The sequence below is a fragment of the Bacillus sp. PAMC26543 genome, assembly GCF_014250375.1.
In the GTDB taxonomy this organism is placed as follows: Bacteria; Bacillota; Bacilli; order Bacillales; family Bacillaceae; genus Bacillus; species Bacillus halotolerans.
The window spans coordinates 1,822,147-1,846,515 of sequence record NZ_CP060193.1; the positions used below are offsets into that span (position 1 = coordinate 1,822,147).

At 43.6% G+C, this 24,369-nt stretch carries 32 protein-coding genes and 1 riboswitch; of the genes, 29 read left to right on the top strand and 3 right to left on the bottom strand.

Features of this window, described 5'->3' with window-relative positions; genetic code table 11:
- Positions 1-21 precede the first annotated feature (21 nt).
- The 11 genes from spoIIAA to lysA all read left to right on the top strand — a co-directional run bounded on the left by spoIIAA (position 22) and on the right by lysA (position 8,081).
- Positions 22-375, top strand: coding sequence for an anti-sigma F factor antagonist (gene spoIIAA / locus H7F27_RS09325; RefSeq protein WP_010334804.1), 354 nt, complete (start codon positions 22-24; stop codon positions 373-375).
- Positions 372-812, top strand: a complete 441-nt coding sequence (spoIIAB, locus tag H7F27_RS09330) for an anti-sigma F factor (protein WP_010334803.1) — start codon at positions 372-374, stop codon at positions 810-812. Before spoIIAA ends, spoIIAB begins: the two co-directional genes overlap by 4 nt.
- A gap of 11 nt (positions 813-823) precedes the next feature.
- The gene (gene sigF, locus H7F27_RS09335; protein ID WP_024121925.1) at positions 824-1,591 is read left to right on the top strand and encodes an RNA polymerase sporulation sigma factor SigF; all 768 of its coding nucleotides are present in this window, start codon (positions 824-826) and stop codon (positions 1,589-1,591) included.
- 127 nt (positions 1,592-1,718) lie between these two features.
- Positions 1,719-2,339, top strand: a complete 621-nt coding sequence (gene spoVAA, locus H7F27_RS09340; RefSeq protein ID WP_044154790.1) for a stage V sporulation protein SpoVAA — start codon at positions 1,719-1,721, stop codon at positions 2,337-2,339.
- On the top strand, positions 2,329-2,754 hold the full coding sequence (gene spoVAB / locus H7F27_RS09345; protein ID WP_024121923.1) for a stage V sporulation protein SpoVAB: 426 nt from the start codon (positions 2,329-2,331) through the stop codon (positions 2,752-2,754). The genes spoVAA and spoVAB overlap by 11 nt, the downstream gene beginning before the upstream one ends.
- Positions 2,755-2,766: 12 nt before the next feature.
- The gene (gene spoVAC / locus H7F27_RS09350; protein WP_024121922.1) at positions 2,767-3,219 is read left to right on the top strand and encodes a stage V sporulation protein AC; all 453 of its coding nucleotides are present in this window, start codon (positions 2,767-2,769) and stop codon (positions 3,217-3,219) included.
- 12 nt (positions 3,220-3,231) lie between these two features.
- Complete coding sequence (gene spoVAD / locus H7F27_RS09355) at positions 3,232-4,248, top strand: stage V sporulation protein AD (protein WP_024121921.1); 1,017 nt, start codon at positions 3,232-3,234, stop codon at positions 4,246-4,248.
- Positions 4,249-4,599, top strand: coding sequence for a stage V sporulation protein AE (spoVAE, locus tag H7F27_RS09360; protein WP_003230467.1), 351 nt, complete (start codon positions 4,249-4,251; stop codon positions 4,597-4,599).
- A gap of 7 nt (positions 4,600-4,606) precedes the next feature.
- The gene (spoVAEA, locus tag H7F27_RS09365) at positions 4,607-5,224 is read left to right on the top strand and encodes a stage V sporulation protein SpoVABEA (RefSeq protein ID WP_101860344.1); all 618 of its coding nucleotides are present in this window, start codon (positions 4,607-4,609) and stop codon (positions 5,222-5,224) included.
- Entirely contained in the window at positions 5,169-6,656 is a 1,488-nt protein-coding gene (spoVAF, locus tag H7F27_RS09370) for a spore germination protein SpoVAF (RefSeq protein ID WP_024121919.1), read from the top strand. The genes spoVAEA and spoVAF overlap by 56 nt, the downstream gene beginning before the upstream one ends.
- Positions 6,657-6,761: 105 nt before the next feature.
- Positions 6,762-8,081 carry a diaminopimelate decarboxylase gene (gene lysA / locus H7F27_RS09375; protein ID WP_185848935.1) on the top strand — a complete coding sequence of 440 codons (1,320 nt, stop codon included), beginning with the start codon at positions 6,762-6,764 and terminating at the stop codon, positions 8,079-8,081.
- A 28-nt stretch (positions 8,082-8,109) separates the two neighbouring features.
- Here the strand turns inward: lysA and H7F27_RS09380 are convergent, their stop codons facing one another.
- Positions 8,110-8,982, bottom strand: a complete 873-nt coding sequence (locus tag H7F27_RS09380; protein ID WP_185848862.1) for a DUF1002 domain-containing protein — start codon at positions 8,980-8,982, stop codon at positions 8,110-8,112.
- Positions 8,983-9,239: 257 nt separating this feature from the next.
- Here H7F27_RS09380 and H7F27_RS09385 point away from each other — a divergent pair, with 257 nt between their 5' ends.
- From H7F27_RS09385 to ribT, 9 genes are all read left to right on the top strand, one after another.
- Positions 9,240-9,671, top strand: a complete 432-nt coding sequence (locus tag H7F27_RS09385; RefSeq protein WP_003223931.1) for a peptidylprolyl isomerase — start codon at positions 9,240-9,242, stop codon at positions 9,669-9,671.
- Between the two features lie 525 nt (positions 9,672-10,196).
- Complete coding sequence (locus tag H7F27_RS09390) at positions 10,197-10,403, top strand: zinc ribbon domain-containing protein (protein ID WP_010334793.1); 207 nt, start codon at positions 10,197-10,199, stop codon at positions 10,401-10,403.
- 154 nt (positions 10,404-10,557) lie between these two features.
- The gene (gene sipS, locus H7F27_RS09395; protein WP_103671741.1) at positions 10,558-11,112 is read left to right on the top strand and encodes a signal peptidase I sipS; all 555 of its coding nucleotides are present in this window, start codon (positions 10,558-10,560) and stop codon (positions 11,110-11,112) included.
- Positions 11,113-11,348: 236 nt separating this feature from the next.
- The gene (locus tag H7F27_RS09400) at positions 11,349-11,693 is read left to right on the top strand and encodes a hypothetical protein (protein WP_024121915.1); all 345 of its coding nucleotides are present in this window, start codon (positions 11,349-11,351) and stop codon (positions 11,691-11,693) included.
- 120 nt (positions 11,694-11,813) lie between these two features.
- Positions 11,814-11,961, top strand: a riboswitch (FMN riboswitch).
- A gap of 131 nt (positions 11,962-12,092) precedes the next feature.
- Positions 12,093-13,178, top strand: a complete 1,086-nt coding sequence (gene ribD / locus H7F27_RS09405; RefSeq protein ID WP_024121914.1) for a bifunctional diaminohydroxyphosphoribosylaminopyrimidine deaminase/5-amino-6-(5-phosphoribosylamino)uracil reductase RibD — start codon at positions 12,093-12,095, stop codon at positions 13,176-13,178.
- Between the two features lie 10 nt (positions 13,179-13,188).
- Positions 13,189-13,836: a riboflavin synthase subunit alpha gene (gene ribE / locus H7F27_RS09410; protein ID WP_024121913.1), complete on the top strand. Its 648-nt coding sequence runs from the start codon at positions 13,189-13,191 to the stop codon at positions 13,834-13,836.
- A 14-nt stretch (positions 13,837-13,850) separates the two neighbouring features.
- Positions 13,851-15,047 carry a bifunctional 3,4-dihydroxy-2-butanone-4-phosphate synthase/GTP cyclohydrolase II gene (locus tag H7F27_RS09415; RefSeq protein ID WP_024121912.1) on the top strand — a complete coding sequence of 399 codons (1,197 nt, stop codon included), beginning with the start codon at positions 13,851-13,853 and terminating at the stop codon, positions 15,045-15,047.
- 32 nt (positions 15,048-15,079) lie between these two features.
- Positions 15,080-15,544, top strand: coding sequence for a 6,7-dimethyl-8-ribityllumazine synthase (ribH, locus tag H7F27_RS09420; RefSeq protein ID WP_024121911.1), 465 nt, complete (start codon positions 15,080-15,082; stop codon positions 15,542-15,544).
- Positions 15,545-15,655: 111 nt separating this feature from the next.
- Positions 15,656-16,030 carry a GNAT family N-acetyltransferase RibT gene (gene ribT, locus H7F27_RS09425; protein WP_003223910.1) on the top strand — a complete coding sequence of 125 codons (375 nt, stop codon included), beginning with the start codon at positions 15,656-15,658 and terminating at the stop codon, positions 16,028-16,030.
- Positions 16,031-16,043: 13 nt separating this feature from the next.
- Here ribT and H7F27_RS09430 read toward each other — a convergent pair whose 3' ends face one another.
- Both H7F27_RS09430 and H7F27_RS09435 read right to left on the bottom strand, forming a co-directional pair.
- Positions 16,044-16,568, bottom strand: coding sequence for a DUF309 domain-containing protein (locus H7F27_RS09430; RefSeq protein ID WP_103671743.1), 525 nt, complete (start codon positions 16,566-16,568; stop codon positions 16,044-16,046).
- Positions 16,569-16,655: 87 nt separating this feature from the next.
- Positions 16,656-16,745, bottom strand: coding sequence for a YjcZ family sporulation protein (locus H7F27_RS09435; RefSeq protein ID WP_024121909.1), 90 nt, complete (start codon positions 16,743-16,745; stop codon positions 16,656-16,658).
- Between the two features lie 214 nt (positions 16,746-16,959).
- Between H7F27_RS09435 and scpA the strand changes: the two genes are divergently transcribed.
- From scpA to resB, 9 genes are all read left to right on the top strand, one after another.
- Positions 16,960-17,715 (top strand): segregation/condensation protein A, encoded by a 756-nt coding sequence (scpA, locus tag H7F27_RS09440; RefSeq protein WP_024121908.1) that lies wholly within the window; start codon positions 16,960-16,962, stop codon positions 17,713-17,715.
- Positions 17,705-18,298: an SMC-Scp complex subunit ScpB gene (gene scpB, locus H7F27_RS09445; protein ID WP_044154877.1), complete on the top strand. Its 594-nt coding sequence runs from the start codon at positions 17,705-17,707 to the stop codon at positions 18,296-18,298. The genes scpA and scpB overlap by 11 nt, the downstream gene beginning before the upstream one ends.
- Before the next feature lie 57 nt (positions 18,299-18,355).
- Entirely contained in the window at positions 18,356-18,895 is a 540-nt protein-coding gene (locus H7F27_RS09450) for a YpuI family protein (protein ID WP_185848863.1), read from the top strand.
- A gap of 120 nt (positions 18,896-19,015) precedes the next feature.
- A complete protein-coding gene (locus H7F27_RS09455; protein WP_059293674.1) occupies positions 19,016-20,164 on the top strand; it encodes a D-alanyl-D-alanine carboxypeptidase family protein in 1,149 nt (382 codons plus the stop codon).
- On the top strand, positions 20,152-20,742 hold the full coding sequence (spmA, locus tag H7F27_RS09460; protein WP_024121904.1) for a spore maturation protein SpmA: 591 nt from the start codon (positions 20,152-20,154) through the stop codon (positions 20,740-20,742). The genes H7F27_RS09455 and spmA overlap by 13 nt, the downstream gene beginning before the upstream one ends.
- A gap of 4 nt (positions 20,743-20,746) precedes the next feature.
- Positions 20,747-21,283, top strand: a complete 537-nt coding sequence (gene spmB, locus H7F27_RS09465; RefSeq protein WP_010334782.1) for a spore maturation protein SpmB — start codon at positions 20,747-20,749, stop codon at positions 21,281-21,283.
- Between the two features lie 91 nt (positions 21,284-21,374).
- Entirely contained in the window at positions 21,375-22,109 is a 735-nt protein-coding gene (gene rluB, locus H7F27_RS09470; protein WP_024121903.1) for a 23S rRNA pseudouridine(2605) synthase RluB, read from the top strand.
- Between the two features lie 93 nt (positions 22,110-22,202).
- Positions 22,203-22,742 carry a thiol-disulfide oxidoreductase ResA gene (gene resA, locus H7F27_RS09475; protein WP_024121902.1) on the top strand — a complete coding sequence of 180 codons (540 nt, stop codon included), beginning with the start codon at positions 22,203-22,205 and terminating at the stop codon, positions 22,740-22,742.
- Positions 22,739-24,367, top strand: coding sequence for a cytochrome c biogenesis protein ResB (gene resB, locus H7F27_RS09480; RefSeq protein WP_185848864.1), 1,629 nt, complete (start codon positions 22,739-22,741; stop codon positions 24,365-24,367). Before resA ends, resB begins: the two co-directional genes overlap by 4 nt.
- Positions 24,368-24,369: the final 2 nt, after the last annotated feature.

Sequence of the window (24,369 nt, forward strand, 5' to 3'; positions counted from 1 at the left end):
TCATATCAAGGAGGAATGAGCATGAGCCTTGGAATTGACATGCATGTCAAAGAATCAGTGCTTTGTATTCGATTAACAGGCGAACTCGATCACCATACGGCTGAAACGCTGAAACAAAAAGTAACGGAATCATTGGAAAAGGATGATATTCGTCATATCGTGCTGAATCTGGAGGACCTTTCCTTTATGGACAGCTCGGGGCTTGGCGTTATTTTAGGCAGATACAAACAAATTAAGCAAATTGGCGGGGAAATGGTCGTTTGCGCCATCTCTCCGGCAGTGAAACGGCTGTTTGATATGTCTGGCCTGTTTAAAATTATTCGCTTTGAACAATCTGAGCAGCAGGCACTGCTCACACTGGGGGTGGCATCATGAAAAATGAAATGCACCTTGAATTTTCCGCCCTCAGCCAAAATGAATCGTTTGCGCGTGTGACAGTTGCTTCATTTATTGCACAGCTTGACCCGACCATGGATGAACTCACCGAGATCAAAACCGTGGTGTCAGAAGCGGTGACGAATGCCATCATCCATGGGTACGAAGAAAATGGCGACGGAAAAGTATATATTTCGGTGACGCTGGAAGATCATGTCGTATATATGACCATCCGTGATGAAGGGCTCGGCATTACAGATCTGGAAGAAGCCCGGCAGCCTTTATTCACAACAAAGCCTGAGCTGGAGCGTTCTGGAATGGGCTTTACCATTATGGAAAATTTCATGGATGATGTCAGTATCGATTCATCACCCGAAATGGGGACGACGATTCGCTTAACAAAGCACTTATCAAAAAGCAAAGCGCTTTGTAATTAAGGAGATTTGTTATGGATGTGGAGGTTAAGAAAAACGGTAAGAACGCTCAGCTGAAGGACCATGAAGTAAAAGAATTAATCAAACAGAGCCAAGATGGCGACCAGCAGGCAAGAGACCTCCTCATAGAAAAAAACATGCGTCTTGTTTGGTCTGTCGTACAGCGGTTTTTAAACAGAGGATATGAGCCTGATGACCTCTTTCAGATTGGCTGCATCGGGCTGTTAAAATCTGTTGATAAATTTGATTTAACCTATGATGTGCGCTTCTCGACATATGCAGTGCCGATGATTATCGGCGAAATCCAGCGTTTTATCCGTGATGACGGAACTGTCAAGGTGTCAAGATCATTAAAAGAGCTTGGCAACAAAATCCGCCGAGCGAAAGATGAACTTTCAAAAACACTGGGCAGGGTGCCGACCGTACAGGAAATCGCCGAACATTTGGAGATTGAAGCTGAAGATGTCGTGCTTGCCCAAGAGGCAGTAAGAGCCCCGTCTTCGATTCATGAGACAGTTTATGAAAATGACGGAGATCCGATTACCCTGCTTGACCAAATCGCCGATAACTCAGAAGAGAAATGGTTTGATAAAATTGCGCTGAAAGAAGCCATAAGCGATTTAGAAGAAAGGGAAAAATTAATCGTCTATCTTCGGTATTATAAAGATCAGACGCAGTCAGAAGTTGCTGAGCGGCTGGGGATATCTCAGGTGCAGGTATCCAGGCTTGAAAAGAAAATATTAAAGCAAATCAAGGTTCAAATGGATCATACGGAAAGCTAGTCTGTCACTGCAGGCTGGCTTTTTGTTTTGCAAAAGCATGGTAATTTATGGTCTTTTCAAGCGGATGAATGAGAACAAAATCGAACCACATACTACATATATAACCACCGAAAGATGGTGATCAATGATGGAACGACGACTATTTATCAGGCTTCGCCACCGCGTTTTGGCACATCCGGGGGATATCATAACGGTCGGGGATGCCGCGCAAATAGAAGGGCAGCATCAGCTGAAAAAGAAACTGTCGGCTATGCCGCTGTATCAGGTGAGCGAAAAAGATAAAAATATCGTAATTCTGGATATCATAAAAGTGCTCAAAGCCATTTATCAGCAGGATCCCACACTTGATGTTCAAACTGTGGGCGGAGCTGAAACCATTGTTGAAATTCAGTATCAGAAACGGCACATATCAACCGTTCTTTTTATTGGTGTCTGGCTGCTGCTGTTTATCGGATCGTGCCTCGCCATCATGAACTTCCATGAGGATGTCAGCATGGGAGATGTTCATATTGCGCTATATGAAATCATAACCGGAGAGCGGAATGACTATCCATATTTACTTCAAATCCCTTACAGCATTGGTTTGGGACTGGGGATGATTGTGTTTTTTAACCACATTTTTAAAAAGCGCCTTAATGAAGAGCCCAGCCCGCTGGAGGTTGAAATGTTTAACTATCAGCTTGATCTCGATCAATATGTGGCCATGCATGAAAATGAAGAAACAATAAAGGACCTGCATGATCGTTAGTGTATTGTTCATCATTTTTGTCGGGCTCGGCGGAGGCATCACAGTCGGGGCAGGTTTCGTGGCTTTTTTAACCGTGATGGGAATCATTCCGCGTCTGATGCAGCTCACCAAAACGATGAGATTTGTTCAAGCTTATGAAGCGGCTGTTATTCTCGGTGCGGTTTGCGGGGGCTGGGAAACACTTCATATGCACCATCTCTTTTTATCAAAGTGGATTGCCGTGCCGGTCGGGCTGTTGGCCGGAGTATTTGTCGGGATGCTTGCAGCCGCGCTGACAGAAGTGTTAAATGTCCTGCCGATCTTGGCTAAACGAATCGGCCTCAGAAGTAAAATCATTATTTTATTAATGGCCATTGTCATTGGAAAAATCGCGGGATCTTTATTTCATTGGCTGTATTTTATTCATCATTCATAAGGAGGTTTTAATATGACAAACATAAAAGAAAACTACAAATCAAAAGTAAAAACATATCAGCCAAAGCCGCCTTACGTATGGAACTGTGTAAAAGCCTTTCTTGTAGGCGGTTTGATCTGCATGATCGGACAAGGTCTGCAGAATTTTTATATCCATTTTTTTGATTTTAACGAAAAAACAGCAGGAAACCCTACGGCGGCAACGCTGATCCTATTATCAGCGTTGCTCACCGGATTCGGCATTTATGACAGAATCGGTCAGTTTGCAGGCGCAGGATCAGCTGTACCTGTCACCGGCTTTGCCAACAGTATGGCAAGCGCGGCTCTTGAGTATAAAAGCGAAGGTTTAGTATTGGGAGTAGCGACAAACATGTTTAAACTGGCGGGAAACGTCATCGTATTCGGTGTTGTGGCTGCTTACATCGTCGGAATGATTCGGTTTGCTTTTGAGAAACTGATGTCATAGGAGGAGAAAGAAATGAAATTAACAGGAAAGCAAACCTGGGTGTTTGAGCATCCCTTATTTGTCAATGCAGCGGGAACAGCAGTAGGGCCTAAGGAAAAAGACGGTCCGCTCGGGTCTTTATATGATAAAACCTATGACGACATGCACTGTAATCAAAAAAGCTGGGAAATGGCTGAAAGGCAGCTAATGGAGGATGCCATCAATACCGTGCTGCAAAAAAACAATTTGAAAAAAGATGATATTGATCTTTTGCTTGCAGGCGATCTGTTGAATCAAAATGTCACAGCCAACTATGTGGCAAGGCATCTGAAAATCCCGTTTCTTTGCATGTTTGGCGCATGCTCAACATCAATGGAAACAGTTGCTGTTGCATCTGCCTTAGTCGACGGCGGATTTGCAAATCGGGCGATTGCTGCTACAAGCAGTCACAATGCCACGGCCGAAAGACAGTTCCGCTATCCGACGGAATACGGCGGGCAAAAACCGGATACTGCGACATCTACTGTAACTGGGAGCGGTGCGGTTGTTATCAGTCAGACACCGAGTGATATTCAAATTACAAGTGCAACTATAGGGAAGGTGGCTGACTTAGGAATTACCGACCCGTTTGATATGGGATCAGCCATGGCTCCTGCTGCTGCTGATACCATTAAACAGCACTTTCAAGACATGAACCGCACAGCAGACGACTACGATCTGATCCTGACGGGAGACCTTTCCGGCGTCGGATCTCCTATTGTCAAAGATATCTTGAAAGAAGAGGGATATCCGGTCGGCACAAAACATGATGATTGCGGGCTTCTGATTTACACACCAGATCAGCAAGTGTTTGCCGGAGGAAGCGGCTGCGCTTGTTCCGCAGTTGTAACCTACTCACATATTTTCAAGCAGCTGAAAGAAGGAAAATTAAACCGTGTGTTTGTAGTAGCAACCGGGGCGCTGTTAAGCCCGACTATGATCCAGCAAAAACAAACCATTCCGACCATCGCACACGGGGTTGTATTTGAACGTGCAGGAGGTGCATCTTAAGTGGACTATCTTTTGGCTTTTGTTTGCGGAGGCGCCATTTGTATTGTCGGGCAGCTGCTGCTGGACATATTTAAATTGACGCCTGCCCACGTCATGACATCCTTTGTCGTCATCGGGGCGATTTTAGATGGTTTTGGCATTTACGATAAATTTATTGAGTTTGCTGGAGGAGGCGCCACGGTTCCGATTGTCAGCTTTGGCCACAGCCTTCTGCACGGTGCCATGCATCAGGCGCATATACACGGATTTATCGGAATCGGTATGGGGATATTCGAGCTGACATCTGCCGGTATCTCAGCCGCCATTCTATTCGCCTTTATCGTCGCTGTTATTTTTAAACCGAAAGGATAATGCCGAGATGACGACAAAACGCAAGGTCATACTGGTAACAGACGGAGACGTGTATGCCGCTAAAACAATTGAATACGCCGCAAGAAGAGTTGGAGGGAGATGTATTTCTCAATCAAAAGGCAATCCCTCCACCCGCAGCGGCGCCGAGCTTGTCAGGCTGATTGCATCGGCACCGTATGACCCTGTATTTGTCATGTTTGACGACTCCGGCCTTCAAGGAGAGGGACCGGGAGAAACCGCTCTGACCTATGTGGCCACTCATCCGGCAATTGAAGTGCTCGGTGTGATTGCGGTAGCGTCGAAAACCCATCAGGCTGAATGGACCAGGGTTGACGTAAGCATTGACCGCAATGGAGAGATAACAGAATACGGTGTGGACAAAATCGGAGAGAGGGAATTCGATGAACACAGAATGAACGGGGATACGGTCTATTGCCTTGATAAACTTGATCTGCCGCTTATCGTTGGTATCGGGGATATCGGCAAAATGGGCAGGAAAGACGATATATCGAAAGGGTCGCCAATCACCATGAAAGCGGTCGAGTTTATTTTAGAAAGGAGCGGGTATCATGCCGGACAAACAGGAAGAGAAAATCCGGGTTTATCGGAATCCAGACAAAAATGAAGCTTATTTTAAAAATCGCGTCGGAATGGGAATCAGCTATGATGTAGGTGTTCGCAAGCTTACCATTTTAGACAGAGAAGTTCAGCTGTACTATTTGAATGGATTATGTGACACTGCCTTTATCATTCACTTAATGAGAGAGCTAGTTGCCATTAACAACCGGACAGGAAAAGAGGACCCTGAAGAGCTGGTCGATATCGTTGAAAACAGGCTGCTCAACGCCCAGGTCGAAAAAGTAAAAACGCTGGATGAAACCACCGACCAGGTGCTGTCCGGGTTAGTCGCAGTTATTGTTGAAGATGCAGGATTTGCTTTTATCATTGATGTCAGAAGCTATCCGGGAAGAAATCCGGAAGAACCGGATACGGAAAAGGTGGTAAGAGGCGCCAGAGACGGATTTGTTGAAAATATCGTCGTCAATACCGCGCTTCTCAGAAGACGGATCAGGGACGAACGCCTTCGCGTCAAGATGACAAAGGTCGGCGAGCGTTCAAAAACGGATCTGAGCATTTGTTATATCGAAGACATTGCAGATCCGGATCTTGTTGACATCGTGGAAAAAGAAATTGCCGCCATTGATGTCGACGGATTAACAATGGCAGACAAAACAGTCGAAGAGTTTATTATCAAACAAAGCTACAACCCGTTTCCGCTCGTCCGTTATACAGAAAGGCCCGATGTGGCGGCCAATCACGTACTTGAAGGCCATGTCGTGATTATGGTTGATACATCGCCAAGTGTAATCATAACGCCGACAACCTTATTCCATCATGTTCAGCATGCTGAAGAATACAGACAGGCTCCTTCTGTGGGAACTTTTTTAAGATGGGTACGATTTTTCGGCATTCTTGCTTCTACTTTATTTCTCCCCATCTGGTTTCTCTTTGTTCTTCAACCGGAACTGCTGCCAGAGAATCTAAAATTTATCGGGTTGAATAAAGATATGCACATCCCGATCATTCTGCAGATTTTCTTAGCTGATTTAGGAATTGAGTTTCTCAGAATGGCGGCTATTCACACACCGACCGCTTTATCTACCGCAATGGGATTAATTGCCGCGGTTCTAATCGGGCAAATTGCCATTGATGTGGGGCTGTTCTCTCCTGAGGTCATACTGTATGTCTCGCTTGCCGCTATTGGAACATTTACGACGCCAAGCTATGAATTAAGCCTGGCAAATAAAATGGCCCGTCTTACACTTATGATATTAGTAGCACTCTTTCATGTAAAAGGGCTCGTTATAGGATTTACTGTTCTGATTATTGCCATGGCCAGCATAAAATCCCTTCAAACCCCATACCTATGGCCGCTCATTCCGTTTAACGGAAAGGCGCTGTGGCAGGTGCTGATTCGCACGGCGAAACCTGGTGCGAATGTAAGACCAAGCATTGTTCACCCAAGAAATCGCTTAAGACAGCCTACCAATTCATAATCGCATTGAAACTGACTGAAGAGTATGATAATGTATGTCTTAATTATGAAAGGACAGTCCATAAAACTGTCCTTTCACCCATAAGCGGAGAAAGAGGGAATGACATTGTTCTTACACGGCACTAGCAGACAAAATCAACATGGGCATTTGGAAATCGGAGGTGTGGACGCTCTCTATTTAGCTGAAACATATGGCACGCCTCTTTACGTATATGATGTGGCTTTAATACGTGAGCGTGCTAAAAGCTTTAAGCAGGCATTTATAACTGCAGGATTGGCAGCGCAGGTCGCGTATGCGAGCAAGGCATTCTCTTCTGTTGCGATGATTCAGCTTGCCGAGGAAGAAGGGCTTTCCTTAGATGTCGTGTCTGGAGGAGAACTTTACACAGCTGTTGCAGCAGGATTTCCGGCGGAGCGCATTCACTTTCACGGAAATAACAAAAGCAGGGAAGAGCTGCGAATGGCGCTTGAACACCGTATCGGCTGCATTGTGGTTGATAATTTCTATGAAATCTCGATACTTGAAGACCTGTGCAAAGAAACTGGGCACTCAATTGATGTTCTCCTGCGGATTACCCCCGGAGTAGAGGCGCATACACATGACTACATTACAACGGGACAGGAAGATTCAAAGTTTGGTTTTGACCTTCATAACGGACAAACTGAACAGGCGATTGAACAGGTTTTACAATCAGAACACATTCAGCTGCTAGGTGTTCATTGCCATATCGGTTCGCAAATTTTTGATACAGCCGGTTTTGTGCTAGCGGCAGAAAAAATCTTCAAAAAACTTGACGAATGGAGAGAAGCTTACTCATTTGTTTCAAAGGTGCTGAACCTTGGAGGCGGTTTTGGCATTCGTTATACGGAAGAAGATGAACCGCTTCAGGCCACTGAATATGTAGAAAAAATTATCGAAGCAGTAAAAACAAATGCAGCCCGCTATGGATTTGACATACCGGAAATTTGGATCGAACCGGGCCGCTCGCTTGTAGGAGACGCAGGCACAACACTTTATACAGTCGGCTCCCAAAAAGAAGTGCCGGGTGTCCGGCAGTATGTAGCTGTTGACGGAGGAATGAACGACAATATCCGTCCGGCTCTCTATCAGGCAAAATATGAAGCTGTTACAGCTAACCGTATCGGTGAAGCGCACGATAAAACGGTATCGATTGCCGGCAAGTGCTGTGAAAGCGGAGATATGCTCATTTGGGATATTGACCTGCCGGAAGTAAAAGAAGGAGATCTGCTTGCTGTTTTCTGTACAGGCGCTTATGGCTACAGCATGGCCAATAATTATAATAGAATTCCAAGACCTGCCGTTGTATTTGTAGAAAACGGAGAGGCTCATTTAGTCGTAAAAAGAGAAACGTACGAGGATATTGTAAAACTGGATCTGCCATTTAAAACGAGTGTGAAGCAATGAAAAAAGCGCCGGGAATTCGGCGCTTTTTTTATTTGAATATAGAAACAATCGCGTTCCAGATGGAAACGAAGAAATCAATGACTTTCTGGATAAAGTTCTTGCCTTCATCTGAGTCTAAAAATTTACTAATCTTATCTTTCGCTTTATCAAGCTGGTCACCGACCTGTCCCCAGTCGATATCAACATTTTTCATCTTATTGAACAAGGATACAAGCTGATCCTTTTGGCTGTCTGTCAGTGTGACGTTTAAATCGGAAGCCGCATCATCCACTTTTTTCTCAATATCGGCTTTATTGTCAGGCACACCGTTTTTAGCAAACTCTTCTTTTATTTTTGCAATCAGCGCAGCCGCATTTTCGTCACCGATTTTGTCTCCAAGCTCTGAGGTCGTCACAAGCTCTTGGTTGGCGACTTGCTTAACGTCTTCAGAAATCGCTTCGTCAGAAGAAACTTCATATGCTTTAATCAAGCCTGTCAAAGCCGCAGTACCGGACACTTCAAACGGAGCGGTAATATAAACCTTCGCGTCCTTAACGCCGGCTGTCATCAAGGCATTGAGGTACATTTCATCCGTAATGCCGCTGATATTATGTGTCTCAACATTTAATCCGGAGCCTTTTTTGGCAATGGTAATAGACGATGATGAAATCGCTCTTGAGCCAATTTGCGCGCTTGGTATATATTTTCCTAAATATTCGTGTTCTTCCTTATTGGTAACGGTCACGGTTGTGGCATTATCAGGGACATTCATTTCATCAAGCACTTTTTGCTTATCTGATTCTGACAAATTTGCACCAAGTGTCACGATGACATCTCCGACTGCGGCATCCGCGAGACTGACTTTCGGAATCGTCAGCAGCAAAACGGCCGCTGCCAGCATTCCAATCCATATTTTTTTCAAAGCAGTTGACCTCCTTCATTTCACAAGCAGCAGTTAAAGCTGCTTTGCGAGGACCTGAATCATGATGAAAAATACAGTTCCGATAGGTTAGACGGAGATAGAGAGGTTCAGGTTTCATTTTTATTTTGGAGAAAAGCCGGGAGAGTCGTTTTCCCAAAAAAGGTGTGGTATAATAGCCGCGACAAGGAGAGACAAGCCATAATGATGATACATAAATTTCTCCTTTGAAAATTAAAATAAAGAAAGTGGGCATACAATTGAAAACAGGTTACTTTTTATTAGAAGACGGCAACAAAATTGAATTTGAACTTTATCCGGAAGCAGCACCGGGTACAGTTGCAAACTTTGAAAAGCTTGCAAACGAAGGATTTTACGACGGACTTACATTCCACCGAGTAATTCCAGGCTTCGTCAGCCAAGGCGGATGCCCGCACGGTACTGGCACAGGCGGTCCCGGATACACAATCAAATGTGAAACAGAAGGAAACCCGCACACACATGAAGCGGGCGCGCTCTCTATGGCACACGCAGGAAAAGATACTGGCGGCAGCCAATTTTTCATCGTCCATGAGCCGCAGCCTCATTTAAACGGTGTTCACACTGTATTTGGCAAAGTAACAAGCGGTCTAGAATTCGCGAAAAACATGTCTAACGGTGACGTGATGAAAGAAGTTCGCGTAGAAGGCTAATAGGCAGGCAGAAAGCTCCCCGATATGAGGGAGCTTTTTCTTTTCGCTCACAGCCTGATCTGGTTGTGACAGTTAACAAACAGACGTTTTTAAGGTAGAACGAGGAGGCATAGAGAGATTTGAGTTAAATCCTATAGCTATGTTTCAAATCATAAGTGTTCAATCACAATTGTATTCAATCCGACGGAACCAAAACACTGATTTTTGATACGTTCAGCGGGCTTATAGAAAATGCATTGCCTACGCTGTTCCCTTCAATATGATTCAACGTAATAGGAAAATCATCCCTATCTCTTCTTCTCTTTATACATATTAGAGATCGTATGAAATAGCTTAAACGAACCAGTAAAAAACAAAATGAGATTGTAAGCTAGTCCGCGTTTGTATGGGTGGAGCATTCCTTACAGTCACACTCATCAGGGAAAAATTAAACAAATTTTAAAGCTGACATGCTTCATCCCAAACGGCATTTGTAGTAAAATGAAATAATATCGATGTCATTTTTTTGAAAAGGGGCTGCGTTTGATGAACAACAAGGGCTGTATAAAATGCGGAAGCACTGAAGCTGGCCAAAAAGAAATTGCCACAACTGGAACCGGATTGTCAAAGTTGTTTGATGTGCAGCATAACCGTTTTCTCGTCGTCTACTGTAAGAAATGCGGATATTCGGAGTTTTATAATAAAGAAACTTCAACTGCCGGCAATATATTGGATTTGTTCTTTGGAGGCTGATTGATTCTTCTCCCAATTTCATTAGGAAATGGAACAAATTGATTCTGGCAGTAGAATGAATAGATGTGAAAATTTTCTTCAATGGTCCTAATGGGATTTCTTATCGATTCGTGATAACATAAATTGAAGACCGTTGTTTATTGGAGGAACTCAGTTGAAAGCGGAAACCGTTTCTAAGAAAAAATCAATATTTGAATGGGCCAAAGCGATTATTATCGCAGTTGTTCTGGCATTACTCATCCGCAATTTTATTTTTGCGCCGTATGTCGTTGACGGTGAGTCCATGGAGCCTACCCTTCATGACCATGAAAGGGTATTTGTCAATATGACAGTTAAGTACATAGGCGAGTTTAAGAGAGGGGATATCATCGTGCTAAACGGGGATGATGTCCACTATGTCAAGCGGCTGATCGGCTTGCCGGGAGACACAGTCGAAATGAAAAACGACCAGCTTTATATCAATGGAAAAAAAGTGGCTGAGCCTTATTTGAAGGCAAATAAAAAGCAAGCAAAAGAAGATGGATATGACCATCTAACTGATGATTTCGGCCCGATCAAAGTGCCTGATAACAAATATTTTGTGATGGGTGATAACCGCCGATACTCAATGGACAGCCGAAACGGGCTTGGACTCTTTACGAAAAAACAAATTGCGGGTACGTCAAAGTTTGTTTTCTTCCCATTTAACGACATTCGTAAAACCAACTAGGTATAAGCAGTTTCCTGAAAAGGAGCTGCTTTTTTATTCTTTTTCTCATGCATCCCCTAAAACCAGAACATAAATTCGTATATCTATAGAAAAGAAATTTTTGCAGAAATGCGAAACATATTCCCGTTATGCATCGTTATATTAATAATTTACGAGAATTTACGGTTTTTTATTCATGAAAAAAAGGAATAACTCATATGAATGAATAGATTCATATTGGCTGGAGGTTTTTTAAAATGGGAAGAATAAAAACCAAGATTACCATTCTGTTAGTGCTACTGGTTTTACTTGCAGGGGGGTATATGTACATAAATGATGTTGAACTGAAAGACGTTCCGACAGCGATTGGACAAACCTTGTCCTCCGAAGAAGAAGAGTATACAATCGAGGAATATCAAGTGACAAAAATTGACGGCACCGAATATCATGGAGAAGCAGAAAACGGCACGAAGATCATCTTCAACGGAAAAAAGTTAAATCAAGATTTGTCTGATATAAAAGAAGGCGATAAGATTAAGGCGTACTTCAGCAAATCAAAGCGGATCGACGGTTTAATCAAGGTTGCAAAAGTAAATGATTAAGTGAAAAAACACCTTTCGGAACGATGGGTGTTTTTTTGATTTCTCAAATTGTAAGTTTATTTCATTGCGTACTTAAGAAAGGATCGCTATAATAGCCATTAAGGACAAATGAATAAAGATTGTATCCTTCGGGGCAGGGTGGAAATCCCGACCGGCGGTAGTAAAGCGACATGCGCTTTAGAGCCCGTGACCCGTGTGCACATATGTACGCGGTGGATTCAGTTTAAGCTGAAGCCGACAGTGAAAGTCTGGATGGGAGAAGGATGAAGAACCGCTATGCAAAATGTATCAACATGCATAGTGTTATTTCCTATTGCGTAAAATACCTAAAGCCCCGAATTTTTCTTAAATTCGGGGCTTTTTTGACGGTAAATGAATAAAGAAGGGAGGGGAAAACAGATGGAAGAGTATTATATGAAACTGGCGTTGGATCTTGCGAAGCAGGGTGAAGGACAGACCGAATCGAATCCGCTCGTAGGCGCTGTTGTGGTGAAGGACGGACAGATTGTCGGGATGGGCGCCCATTTAAAATACGGTGAAGCTCACGCGGAAGTCCATGCTATTCATATGGCAGGCGCACATGTGAAAGACGCTGATATTTATGTCACCCTTGAACCATGCAGCCATTACGGAAAAACACCGCCTTGTGCCGAACTGATTATCAAGTCCGGGATAAAGAGAGTATTTGTCGCAATGAGAGATCCTAACCCGCTTGTGGCCGGACGGGGAATCAGCATGATAGAAGAAGCCGGCATCGAAGTAAAGGAAGGCATTCTGGCAGATCAGGCGGAACAGCTGAATGAAAAATTTCTGCATTTCATGAGGACAGGCCTCCCTTACGTCACATTAAAAGCTGCCGCAAGCCTAGACGGAAAAACAGCGACCAGTACAGGTGACAGCAAATGGATCACATCAGAAGCTGCAAGACAGGATGCTCAGCAATACAGGAAATCACATCAAAGCATTTTGGTCGGAGCAGGCACTGTGAAGGCTGACAATCCAAGCTTAACCTGCAGGCTCCCGAATGTTTCAAAACAGCCGGTCAGGGTGATACTTGATACCGAACTTTCGATTCCCGATGACGCCAATGTGATTTGCGATCAGGCAGCGCCGACTTGGATTTTTACAACAACACGTGCTGATGAGGAGAAGAAAAAACGGTTTTCCGCTTTTGGCGTGAAAATATTTACTCTGGAAACAGATCGTATACCAATTTCCGATGTACTGAAAATCCTTGCGGAAGAAGGCATCATGTCGGTGTATGTGGAAGGCGGATCAGCTGTTCACGGAAGCTTCGTCAAAGCAGGCTGTTTTCAAGAGATCATCTACTATTTTGCCCCTAAATTAATCGGAGGAACGCTTGCTCCCAGCTTAATCTCCGGTGAAGGTTTTCAATCAATGAAAGATGTCCCCTTATTACAATTCACAGATATAACCCAAATTGGCCGTGATATCAGACTGACGGCAAAACCGAAAAACGAGTAGGATGGTGACCATGTTTACAGGAATTATAGAAGAAACAGGCACAATCGAATCTATGAAAAAAGCTGGCCCCTCTATGGCCTTAACAATTAAATGCTCAAAAATATTAGAGGATGTTCATTTGGGCGACAGCATTGCAGTAAATGGCATTTGTCTGACTGTTACTGATTTCACGAAAAGTCACTTCACAGTTGATGTCATGCCTGAAACAGTCAAAGCAACGTCGCTGAACGATTTATCAAAAGGCAGCAAAGTGAATCTGGAAAGAGCCATGGCGGCAAACGGGCGTTTTGGAGGCCATTTCGTTTCAGGCCATGTCGACGGAACCGCAGAAATCACGCGTATTGAAGAAAAAAGCAACGCAGTTTACTATGATTTGAAAATGGATTCGTCATTAACAAAAACGTTGGTTTTAAAGGGATCTATTACCGTGGACGGCGTCAGTTTAACCATCTTCGGGCTGACAGATGATACCGTGACGATTTCTTTAATCCCTCACACCATCAGCGAAACGATTTTTTCAGAAAAAACAATCGGCTCTAAAGTGAATATCGAATGCGATATGATCGGAAAATATATGTATCGATTTTTGCATAAAGCCAATGAAAATAAGAACCAACAAACCATAACAAAAGCCTTCTTAAGCGAAAACGGCTTTTAGAGAGGAAGATTTGCATGTTTCATCCGATAGAAGAGGCATTAGACGCTTTAAAAAAAGGCGAAGTCATCATTGTTGTGGATGATGAAGACAGAGAAAACGAAGGAGACTTTGTGGCTCTTGCGGAGCATGCGACTCCTGAAGTGATTAACTTTATGGCGACGCACGGAAGAGGGCTGATTTGCACGCCTCTCAGTGAGGAAATCGCTGACAGGCTCGATCTTCATCCTATGGTTGAGCACAATACAGATTCCCACCACACTGCTTTTACAGTAAGCATTGACCACCGTAAGACAAAAACGGGAATCAGCGCACAGGAAAGATCATTTACTGTCAAAGCTTTGCTGGACAGCGGTTCAGTGCCGGCAGATTTTCAGCGTCCAGGGCACATTTTTCCGCTGATTGCGAAAAAGGGAGGTGTCCTGAAAAGAGCGGGCCATACAGAAGCGGCAGTTGATCTTGCTGAAGCCTGCGGTTCTCAGGGAGCTGGCGTCATTTGTGAAATAATGAATGAAGACGGAACGATGGCAAGGGTACCTGAGCTCATTGAAATTGCGAAAAAGCATCAATTAAAACTGATCACCATTAAGGATTTAATTGAGTACCGCTACAACTTGACAACACTTGTAGAGCGGGAAGTCGATATTACCTTGCCTACTGATTTTGGCACATTTAAGGTGTACGGATACACAAATGAGATCGATGGAAAAGAGCATGTCGCATTTGTGATGGGAGATGTGCCGTTTAATGAAGAACCAGTATTGGTTCGGGTTCATTCAGAGTGTCTCACAGGTGATGTGTTTGGGTCTCATCGCTGTGACTGCGGCCCGCAGCTTCACGCCGCGCTGACGCAAATTGCCGCAGAAGGCCGGGGAGTGCTTTTGTATCTCCGCCAAGAAGGCCGGGGCATCGGTCTGATCAATAAGTTAAAAGCTTATAAGCTTCAGGAAGAAGGGTATGACACCGTAGAAGCTAATGAAGCGCTCGGCTTTTTGCCTGATTTGCGCAATTACGGCATTGGTGCTCAAATTTTACGCGATCTCGGCGTGCGGAATATGAAGCTCTTGACGAATAATCCGCGAAAAATTGCTGGACTTGAAGGGTATGGTCTCAGCATTACAGAAAGAGTGCCGCTTCAAATGGAGGCCAAAGAGCACAACAAAAAATATTTGCAAACAAAGATGAATAAACTAGGTCATTTACTTCATTTCTAATAACAAAAATCACAAAAAAGGATGGGAATCATATGAATATCATACAAGGAAATTTAGTTGGTACAGGTCTTAAAATCGGAATCGTAGTAGGAAGATTTAATGATTTTATTACAAGCAAGCTGCTGAGCGGGGCAGAAGATGCTTTGCTCAGACACGGCGTGGATACAAACGATATTGATGTGGCTTGGGTTCCGGGCGCATTTGAAATTCCTTTCGCTGCTAAAAAAATGGCGGAAACAAAAAAATATGACGCCGTTATTACACTCGGCACTGTCATCAGAGGCGCGACGACTCATTACGATTACGTCTGCAACGAAGCTGCAAAAGGCATCGCGCAAGCAGCGAACACAACAGGCGTACCTGTGATCTTTGGAATTGTCACTACGGAAAACATTGAGCAGGCCATTGAACGGGCTGGAACAAAAGCAGGCAATAAGGGCGTAGATTGTGCTGTTTCTGCCATAGAAATGGCAAATTTAAACCGTTCATTTGAATAATTTGCTGAAAACAGTTTAAAAATATGGCGAAAATGATATAATGTGAGAAAACGGATCACCTATACTTATCCGTTTGATAGAACTGGACATTTAGGATATAGAGGGGTTTTTATGTTAATTCGTTATAAAAAATCGTTTGAAAAGATTGCGATGGGACTTCTTTCATTTATGCCAAATGAAAAAGATCTTAAGCAGCTTCAGCAGACAATTAAGGACTACGAAACGGATACAGACCGCCAGCTCTTTCTTTGGAAAGAGGACGAGGATATCGTCGGAGCAATCGGAGTTGAAAAAAAGGATTCCGAGGTTGAAATCCGGCATATCAGTGTGAATCCTTCTCATCGCCATCAAGGAATCGGAAAACAGATGATGGATGCTTTAAAGCATTTATTCAAAACGCAGGTACTGGTTCCGAATGAATTAACGCAGAGCTTTTTCGAACGCTGTCAAGGTCAGCAGGATCAAGACATTTCATACAATAATTAAGCAGAGGCTGTTATCAGCCTCTGCTTTTTTTTCTTCGTTCAATTTCTTTCTCGCGTTCGCGGATGACATCAGTCCGATCCCGCAAACGATGTTTATGAATTAGAAATCTATCAGTGAGTGTGCTGGGCTGTCCCCAAGTGTAAGCTTTTTGCTTGCATTCAATGCGGCATGCTTCCTTCAGCCTCTCATCTTTAATTGGCAGCATGATGCTTTTATAGGAAGATCCCAGTTCAATTTGTTCGTAAACCGACTGCATAAGCTCCAGTAAACGGGTATGATCAAGCCCCAAATCTTCCACCGCTTGTCTTTCCGCTTGAAGAATCCGTATGCTGTTTGCCAGCAATCTTTTGGCCCCGGCTGTATTCTGTCTTCTGTGATGATACAAAGCAACAGCAAGCTGGATAAAGCCGACCCAAAGTATGTTTCGTTTGTTCGGAGGATCTTCCTTCCAATATTCTTCTAGTATTTCATGGCATTCAAAATAATCCCGTGTTGCGTGAAATTCAACGAGATAATCGATATAAGCTTTCGGGTACAAGATGCTTCCTCCTTTTAATCCGCCTTTAGTGTAACACAGGACAGATAAAAGGAAAAAACAGCGCATTGGATTCGCTCATTTTTAGTTCTAGCAAATCCAAGCGGCACCTACGATAATCAGCAGAATAAACAAAACGACAATTAAAGCGAAACCGCCGCTGAAGCACTTTTCTCCCATGAACATTCAGCCTCCTTTGTTGTGGTCTACGCGAGCATCCTATGTACACCTGCCCTTTTTTGTGTAGGCGGATATCTTGTTATTTGAATATTCAGCACAAATCTCTTGAAATGCAGGAAATGAAATAGTATTGGACGAGAGCTTTTTGGTGGCTTATACTAAAGGGTAGCCAGTTTATCCGGCAATGAGAGTGATACTTGAAAATGGTGAGATGATGGAAGAATATCAAGTAAAAATTGATACGTTTGAAGGCCCATTGGACCTGCTGCTTCATTTAATCAATCGTCTTGAAATTGACATATATGATATACCTGTGGCGAAGATTACTGAACAATATTTATTATATGTACATACGATGCGTGTGCTTGAGCTTGATATCGCCAGCGAGTATTTGGTGATGGCTGCCACACTGCTCAGTATTAAAAGCAGAATGCTGCTCCCGAAGCAAGAGGAAGAGCTGTTTGAGGATGAATTGCTTGAGGAAGAAGACCCGCGGGAGGAACTGATTGAAAAGCTGATTGAGTATAGAAAATATAAAGACGCGGCGAAGGAATTAAAGGAACGGGAAGAAGAAAGACAAAAATCATTCACGAAACCGCCGAGTGACTTGAGCGAATATGCAAAAGAAGTGAAACAGTCGGAGCAAAAGCTGTCAGTCACAGTCTACGATATGATTGGCGCTTTTCAAAAAGTGCTGAAGCGAAAAAAAATAACAAGGCCGATGGAAACAACAATTACAAGACAGGAAATACCAATCGAAGACAGAATGAATGAAATCGTGCACAGCCTGAAATCAAAAGGGAAAAGAATCAATTTTATGGATCTTTTTTCATATGAGCAAAAAGAACATTTGGTTGTCACCTTCCTGGCGGTTTTAGAACTGATGAAAAATCAGCTGATTTTGATTGAGCAGGAGCAAAATTTTTCAGATATTTACATTATGGGGAGTGAATCCATTCATGGGGCTTGATATCGTGAATTGGAAAGCTATAGTGGAAGCCCTTCTATATGCGGCAGGCGATGAAGGACTGACCAAAAAACAGCTGTTAACAGTGCTTGAAATAGAAGAGCCTGAACTGAACACCATTATGGCGGATGTGGCAGACGATTACCGTCATGATACAAGAGGCATTGAACTAATTGAATATGCAGATACGTACATGCTTTCCACCAAAAAGGACTTTGCGCCGTACTTGAAAAAACTGATCGAAGTACCGTCGAAAGGCCTTTCCCAGGCATCTTTGGAGGTGCTGGCGATTGTTTCATATAAACAGCCGATTACGAGAGCGGAAATTGAAGATATCAGAGGCGTGAAATCAGAAAGAATTTTACACAGCCTTGTCGCCAAGGCGCTGCTGTGTGAAGTCGGACGCGCTGACGGTCCGGGACGGGCCATTTTATACGGCACGACGCCGACTTTTCTTGAGCAATTCGGCTTAAAAACGCTGGACGAGCTTCCGCCGCTGCCTGAAAATGCGGAAGATGACGTTCTTCAAGAAGAAGCGGATTTATTCTTTGAAAACTTTAACCAAACCTTTGAAGACATAAAATAGAGATTTAATGAATCGCGCTTTTTCATCAACATAAGATATAAGGAAGAAGTAGCTATCATGAAAGAAGCAAAATGTGAGAGACAAAGACATGAGGGGAAGATACCAAACGAAATGGGACATTCGATTGTGCGAGTGCAGACTCAAAAAACAGGCGAATTCTTATCAATGGTTGTCAATACCGTTAATGATTATTTAAATGAAACCACACTGGCGTCTATGCAGGCTGAATTGCCTGTTGAAGAGGCATACTGCTGTGATGTGCTGAGCACGCTGAGAAGAATGACAGTATTTTGTGAAGGAGGCGCTGAAGCATGCCGCCGTCTCCTTATGCAAGAGCCATTTCAGGAAACCAGAGCGGAAAAAACACTTTACAATGTGTATCATCAATGCATTGAAGAGTTCTTTATGCCAAAGAAAGACACCTGGTGTGAAAACAGCCGGGCGTCATATACCGGAGTCAGCGCAATTGAGTTCTACCATGCTGTTCCGCAGTCTCTGGAGCAATTATTATTGCCGCTGAGCGCAGCGTTTCTGAAGATGAGGGAAGAACTGGCTCATTACGAAGCGTCCGGATCTAGCATGGCATCAATCAGATAACACTTACTCTCCCTTTATGGGAGAGTTTTTTTATGTTTGCAGGCCAAGACACAATTGTTATTCATAACTGATGGACATGCGCATAAACTTGTACAAACCACCACAAGGACGTGAACAAACATGCGCATTTTTAAAAAAGCTGTATTAATAGTCATCATTTCTTTTCTATTTGCAAATGTAAATGTGAACACAGCACATGCAGCTATAAATGTCAGTGCGAAGAGCGCCATTGTCATTGACGGCACATCAGGAAGAGTGTTATTTGCCAAGGACGAGCATGAAAAAAGGCGGATTGCCAGTATTACAAAGATCATGACCGCTGTTCTCGCCATTGAATCCGGAAAAATGGAAGAAACCGTGACTGTTTCTGCAAATGCGGTCAGAACAGAGGGCTCGGCCATTTATTTAACCGAAGGGCAAAAAGTAAAATTGAAGGATCTTGTGTATGGCCTGATGCTGAGATCCGGGAACGATGCTGCTGTTGCGATTGCTGAGTATGTCGGGGGAAGCCTCGATGGATTTGTCTATATGATGAACCAAAAAGCAGAACAAATCGGTATGGAGAATACCCGTTTTCAAAACCCGCACGGATTGGACGACCATGAAAATCACTACTCAACAGCTTATGACATGGCTGTTTTAACGAAATACGCCATGAAGCTCAAAGACTATCAAACCATCTCCGGCACAAAAATATACAAAGCAGAAACAATGGAAAGCGTATGGAAAAACAAAAATAAATTGCTGACGATGCTGTACCCATACAGCACAGGGGGGAAAACAGGCTATACCAAGCTTGCAAAACGCACACTCGTTTCAACCGCTTCAAAGGACGGCGTTAATCTGATAGCCGTTACCATTAATGACCCCGACGATTGGGATGATCATATGAATATGTTTAACTATGTATTTGATCATTATCAAACATATTTAATCGCAAAAAAAGGAGATATTCCTAAGCTCAAAGGTACATTTTATGAGTCTAAAGCTTTCATCAAACGGGACATCACCTATTTGCTTACCGAAGAAGAAAAAGAAGATGTCAAAATCAACACTACCCTGCTCAAACCGAAAAAAGCCTGGGAAAAGGATGTCTCAAAAATTCCGGATATTGTAGGACATATGAAAGTCATGTTCAACGATGAAACCATCGCAAAAGTGCCGATCTATTACGAAAACGAACGAAATCAAAAACCGAAAAAAAAGTTTTTTGAAACGTTTCAATCCATTTTTCTGAATGCGGCTGGCGGGGCAAAATGGTCAATATAATCTGGGTCAGCTTAACTGTGATCGGGCTAGTATTTGCGATGTGCAATGGAACGCTGCAAGATGTAAATGAGGCGGTGTTTAAAGGAGCCAAAGAAGCTGTCACAATCTCATTTGGACTTATGAGCGTGCTTGTTTTTTGGCTGGGTTTAATGAAAATAGCTGAACAGTCAGGATTGCTGGATATTTTCAGCCGTATGTGCAGGCCTTTTATTTCTAAGCTGTTCCCTGACATACCGCCGGATCATCCCGCAATGGGCTACATTTTATCAAATCTCATGGCGAACTTCTTCGGTCTCGGGAACGCGGCCACACCTCTTGGCATTAAAGCAATGGAGCAAATGAAAAAGCTGAATGGAAACCGTTCGGAAGCGAGCCGTTCCATGATCACTTTTTTAGCTGTTAATACTTCCTGCATTACTCTCATCCCGACGACGGTTATCGCCGTGCGAATGGCCTATTCCTCCAAAACGCCGACAGATATCGTCGGACCGAGCATTTTGGCGACACTCATTTCTGGAATCGGCGCCATTATTATTGACCGTTATTTTTATTACCGCCGTAAAAAGAAGGGGAGGTAAGCCGATGGAAATTATCAACTGGCTGTCTTTAGCCATGATCCCTATCATTATTGCCGGCATTCTACTTTATGGAACAATCAAAAAGGTGCCGACATATGAATCCTTTGTTGAAGGCGGAAAAGAAGGAATTGAGATCGCATTTTCGATTATCCCCTACTTAGTAGGGATGCTTGTTGCGATTACCGTTTTCAGATCATCAGGCGCGCTTGACTTTTTTATGGATCTTTTAAAGCCGGCCTTTTCCGCCATCGGCATACCGGCTGAGGTGGTTCCGCTTGCGCTGATCCGTCCGATCTCCGGTACGGCTGCTCTGGGTATGACCACCGATTTAATTGCAGTGTATGGACCGGATTCCTTTATTGGCAGGCTGGCATCGGTGATGCAGGGATCAACGGATACAACACTTTATGTGCTGACGGTGTATTTCGGAGCGGTCGGCATTAAAAAAATGGGTGATGCGTTAAAGGTGGGACTTCTTGCTGATTTAATCGGTGTAGTTGCATCTATCATCATCGTTACGTTATTATTTGGGAGCGCCTGAAAATGGCGTTTTTTTAGATAAAGCATGCGAAATCTGAAAAAGCTTGTTTGTTCAGGTTGAAAAAAGTAAGATAATACTTGAGGTGAAAGACATGGAAAGACTGCAAAAAGTAATTGCTCACGCCGGAGTTGCATCGCGCAGAAAGGCAGAAGAGCTGATTAAAGAAGGAAAAGTAAAGGTGAACGGCAAAGTAATAACAGAGCTTGGTGTTAAAGTCACCGGTTCTGATCAGATTGAAGTAAACGGCTTGAAAGTGGAACGTGAAGAGCCTGTTTATTTTCTGCTATATAAACCAAGAGGCGTGATCTCCGCAGCGGATGATGACAAAGGGCGCAAAGTCGTGACGGACTTTTTTAGAGAAGTGCCGCAGCGCATCTATCCGGTCGGACGTCTGGATTACGATACAAGCGGTCTTTTGCTTTTAACCAATGACGGCGAGTTTGCCAACAAGCTGATGCACCCTAAATATGAAATAAACAAAACATATGTAGCAAAGGTAAAAGGCATACCGTCTAAAGAGCTGATCAGAAAGCTGGAGCGCGGCATTATGCTAGAGGAAGGCAAAACAGCGCCTGCCAAAGCGAAGCTGCTTTCATTGGATAAGAAAAAACAAACAAGCATTATACAGCTGACCATCCATGAAGGACGGAACAGGCAAGTGCGCCGCATGTTTGAAGCAATCGGACATGAAGTAATTAAGCTGAAGCGGGAAGAATACGCATTTTTAAATCTGAGAGGCTTAAATACGGGAGACGCAAGAGAGCTTACGCCGCATGAAGTCAAAAGACTCAGAGCGCTAGCGGAACACGGTAAAAACGCTTTCTAAGTTTCACATAACCTTCAAAAAGTTAGAAATGTGAAATGATTGTGAAATGATATAATTGAATGGATCTGCAATAGGGGAAGGGGGCAGTGGACAATGAAGAAAAAAAGGCGTTTATTCATTCGGACCGGCATCCTTCTCGTTTTAATCTGCGCGCTGGGCTATACAATATACAATGCTGTATTTGCCGACAAAGAGAGCATATCCGAAGGGTCCGAGGCACCGAATTTTGTCCTTGAAGATACGAATGGGGAACGTATTGAGCTGAGTGACTTAAAAGGAAAAGGTGTTTTTTTGAATTTCTGGGGCACCTGGTGTGAGCCGTGCAAAAAAGAATTTCCTTATATGGCGAACCAATACAAATATTTTAAAGACCAAGGCGTTGAAATTGTCGCGGTAAATGTTGGGGAGTCAAAGATAGCAGTACATAATTTTATGAAATCCTACGGAGTGAATTTTCCGGTTGTCCTGGATACAGATCGTCAGGTGCTTGATGCCTATGGCGTATCTCCGCTTCCGACAACCTTTTTAATCAATCCGGAAGGAAAAGTTGTCAAGGTGGTGACCGGCACTATGACAGAAAGCATGATCCATGACTATATGAATCTGATAAAACCCGGAGCGACTTCGGGATGAAGCAGGTAAAATGTGAATGCGGACATATCAACCCGGTAGGAACCGTTTTATGTGAATCGTGCGGCAGGGCGCTTCAGGAAACGCAGCCCCCGCTTGCTGATATGAGATACGATGGAAGTGCGAGACGTTCACAAACCTATAACAAAACGTTCATTGATAAAATATGGAACTTCTTTTCTTCGGTTAAGGTCGGAATATGGCTTATCGTCATAACCCTTGCAGCATCAGCATTCGGGACTATATTTCCTCAAGAAGCCTATTTGCCCCCCGGCGCTCAGGCTGATACATATTATAAAGAACAATACGGCACGTTTGGCCAGCTTTATTATTTACTCGGGTTCCATCATTTATATGGATCTTGGTGGTACTTGCTGCTGATTGCCTCTATCGGCATTTCTCTTGTCATCTGCAGCCTTGACCGCGTGATTCCCCTGTACAGGGCATTGAAAAATCAGGGGGTCAGGAGAAGCCCTGTTTTCTTAAAAAGACAGCGGCTGTTCAGTGAAACGGAGACCGAGCTCAACCTTGAAGAAAAAGAAAAGATTGTGACTCTCTTAAAGAAAAAGCGTTATAGAATACGAGAACAAGAGGGCAGCATTCTGGCGGAAAAAGGGCGTTTTTCCCGCTGGGGTCCGTATGTCAATCACATAGGACTAATCATTTTCCTGATTGGCGCAATGCTGAGATTTGTGCCGGGCATGTACGTCGATGAAACGCTCTGGGTCAGAGAAGGCGAAACTGCGGCAATTCCAGGCACAGACGGAAGATATTATTTGAAAAACAATCAATTCAGCGTAGAGACTTATAACAGCGAGACAGAAAAAAAGGTGTTCGCTGATGCCATTGACAGAGTCGGAAGCGGAAAGGTCGCGAAAAACTTTCAAACAGACGCGGTTCTCTATAAACGGGAAGGCAAAATTGTCTATGGAGAGAAGCCGAAGCTGAAAAAAGTAAAAGAAGAAGATATTCGTGTCAACCAGCCGCTGCGCTTTGATTCGTTTTCTGTTTATCAGGTGGATTATAAAGAGAATCAGCTCGATCAGATGGTGTTTCAGCTGATTGACAAAAAATCAAAAAAATCCTTTGGGAGCTTAAAGATCAACCTATTGGATCCAGATTCGGTTTATGATCTTGGCAACGGTTACAAAGTTGAGGTCGCCAGCTACCTTCCTGACTTCTATTTTAATCAGGACGGAGAGCCGAGCACAAAAACAAAAATCCCTAACAATCCGGCGTTTGTTTTTAATATCATAACGCCAGATAAGCCAAAAGGCGAAAAAAGCTTTGTTGCCATTCAAGAAACAATTGAAGGGTCGGGCAGCAATAAGTACAAGTTGAAATTTGACCATGTCGAAACGAAAAACATAACCGGTCTGACAGTCAGAAAAGATCTGACGCTTTGGGTGCTTGCCATCGGCGGAGCCATTTTTATGATTGGCGTCATTCAAGGAATGTACTGGCAGCACCGCAGAATCTGGCTGCATACACAGGAAGGTGCAGTCATGGTTGCCGGCCATACCAATAAAAACTGGTACGGACTAAAGCAGGATTTAAAATTTGTTTTAGCCGATACGGGGCTGACTGAACCAGCAGACCAAAAAGAATTAATGAAAACACAGAAATAGGC